General features: G+C 22.2%; 7 protein-coding genes. All 7 read right to left on the bottom strand.

All coding sequences use genetic code 4. The features are described from left to right. Positions 1 to 125: 125 nt before the first annotated feature. The 7 genes from C6B38_RS02580 to C6B38_RS02565 all read right to left on the bottom strand — a co-directional run bounded on the left by C6B38_RS02580 (position 126) and on the right by C6B38_RS02565 (position 1,736). Positions 126 to 317 carry a hypothetical protein gene (locus C6B38_RS02580; RefSeq protein WP_105298543.1) on the bottom strand — a complete coding sequence of 64 codons (192 nt, stop codon included), beginning with the start codon at positions 315 to 317 and terminating at the stop codon, positions 126 to 128. 122 nt (positions 318 to 439) lie between these two features. Continuing rightward, positions 440 to 577, bottom strand: a complete 138-nt coding sequence (locus C6B38_RS09710) for a hypothetical protein (RefSeq protein WP_162475821.1) — start codon at positions 575 to 577, stop codon at positions 440 to 442. 1 nt (position 578) lies between these two features. After that, the gene (locus tag C6B38_RS02575) at positions 579 to 758 is read right to left on the bottom strand and encodes a hypothetical protein (RefSeq protein WP_105298542.1); all 180 of its coding nucleotides are present in this window, start codon (positions 756 to 758) and stop codon (positions 579 to 581) included. Between the two features lies 1 nt (position 759). Further along, positions 760 to 1,029 carry a hypothetical protein gene (locus tag C6B38_RS02570; protein WP_105298541.1) on the bottom strand — a complete coding sequence of 90 codons (270 nt, stop codon included), beginning with the start codon at positions 1,027 to 1,029 and terminating at the stop codon, positions 760 to 762. After that, complete coding sequence (locus C6B38_RS11830; RefSeq protein ID WP_255401056.1) at positions 1,019 to 1,147, bottom strand: hypothetical protein; 129 nt, start codon at positions 1,145 to 1,147, stop codon at positions 1,019 to 1,021. The genes C6B38_RS02570 and C6B38_RS11830 overlap by 11 nt, the downstream gene beginning before the upstream one ends. Before the next feature lie 78 nt (positions 1,148 to 1,225). Further along, positions 1,226 to 1,357 carry a hypothetical protein gene (locus C6B38_RS11825; RefSeq protein ID WP_255401055.1) on the bottom strand — a complete coding sequence of 44 codons (132 nt, stop codon included), beginning with the start codon at positions 1,355 to 1,357 and terminating at the stop codon, positions 1,226 to 1,228. Position 1,358: 1 nt separating this feature from the next. Beyond that, complete coding sequence (locus C6B38_RS02565) at positions 1,359 to 1,736, bottom strand: hypothetical protein (RefSeq protein WP_105298540.1); 378 nt, start codon at positions 1,734 to 1,736, stop codon at positions 1,359 to 1,361. Between the last annotated feature and the right edge of the window lie 302 nt (positions 1,737 to 2,038).

The following is a 2,038-nucleotide window of genomic DNA, read 5'->3' as shown; positions in this document are numbered from 1 at the left end:
CTACACCAAATATAATCTGCATAAATTCAATATAAATATCAAAGACACTTTTTTCTAACATTTTATTTATTCCTTTCTTTTCAGTAATATTCAATACTTTTTAACTTTTTAGGGGTTAAAAACTACTAATATCCGTGTATTAATTTTCGCAAGGTTTCAATCCCTAAAACAACGAACATTAATACAATCGGAATAATTAAAATAGCGTTTGCACCCAAAAAGGCTAAAAATCAAGTTGTAAAACCTCCGGCTCATTTAGCAAGCGTTCCGGCTCAACCCTCAATCGCTTTAATAATTCCTGTTGTACCTGCATCCATAAAATATATTTTCCTTTCTAAATTAATAACTAGTATCAATATTTTTAACCCCTAAAAAGTTAAAAAGTAATATAAAATATTACTAATTAAATTTTATTAATAATTAATAACTTTTTGTTGTCTTATTTGTTCGATTTAATAATTCCACGATTATTTTTAATTTCTTTGCGATGTTTAAACGCTACAATGCTATCAGCAATATAAAATATTAAAACCAAAAATAATGTAATAAACACCATAATATATAAAAATGTAATCATATTATTTAACCTCCTTTTGTTTTCTTTTTTCCAATTCAACTTTTAATTTTCGAATTTTTTTACTTTGTCTTAAAATTATTGATGTTTCTTTTTCTTTAATAATTTTTATAATTCCAGCAATAAAATAAGCACAAATCGGCACCATAAAAAATATTAAAATACCTGCTGATACATATTCCAAATTAATCAGCCTCCTTTTCATTTTTTCTATTATTAACTTTATTTTTAATTCATAAAATTAATTGAACAATATAAGAACCTATTAATGTTCAAAACATTAAATATCCAACATCCATTAAAATTGCTATTAAACCGAATTTTTTTAAAAATAATTCTAATTCTTTAACATCAACACAAGCAGGTATTAATAATGCCCCAAAAATAATTCATAAAATATGAATTAAAATTTTTCATCAATTATTTTTTAAAAAATTTAATACTTTAATTTTCATTCCAATTTTCCTTTACTACTTTTCATCGCTCGTTAGTAATTTCATCTGTTGAAACCAAATATGACCTTAACATTAATTCCTCTAATTTAACAATCAATTTATCTTTATTCTTTGTCATTATTTAACCTTAATAATTTTTTTATGTTTAGGACAAATAATATCTTGTCTATTACATAAATAACAATCTATTTTTTTCTTAGTCATTATCTAACCTAGAATAACATTGATTAATTAAAACAACATTTTTATTAACACAATTTCAACAATAACGAGACCCATTTTCTCAAACAGTATCATTAATACAAATGATACATAATTGTTGTTGCATATTAACTATTGCTTTCTGTTATTGCTGAATTATTAGAATATTTATTAATAAAATCTTGTTGTCTATCATAAGGAACAACTTTAACAACACTTACTTTGTTATATTTTCTTCCTGTTTTTCTATCAGTGACAACCGGAAATTTAATATCAATTAAATAATAATTACCTTTTTTCATTTCTGGTAATTCATTAGCCAATTTACTTTCTTTTCAAACCCACGAAATTATATATTCGTCTGGCATTGGCATATCATCTTCATCAAGTTGCATAAAGGTAAAGATATCAAAAAATAAACCTTTATTATCATTTTTTTCACCATCTTTTTCTTTACTATCCATTTGATGGTTAAAATCAATTTGAGCTAATAATACTTTATACATAATAAAGTACTCCTTTCTTCACTTAATTAAGTAAATAAAGGTTTCATATAGTTTAAAACTTTAAATAATTATAAATGCTGAAAATAAATTAAAAATAATTAACAAATTAATTGAAAAATATAATTAAAAATGAATATAAATATAAATGCAAAATAAAAACATTTATTTATATTTAAAGTTTCCTGCGAAGAAACCATTTATTTTGGTTTGAATACTTAAATCTTAAATATAACTAAATGTTATATGTAATATTCTAATTTAATTTTACATAACAAAATCAATATGTCAACTATTACATATTT

Source organism: Spiroplasma sp. ChiS, assembly GCF_002968355.1.
GTDB classification, from domain to species: domain Bacteria; phylum Bacillota_I; class Bacilli_A; order Mycoplasmatales; family Mycoplasmataceae; genus Spiroplasma; species Spiroplasma citri.
The sequence above is the reverse complement of the archived record's forward strand: the minus strand, read 5'-3'. Positions and strand labels throughout refer to the sequence as shown.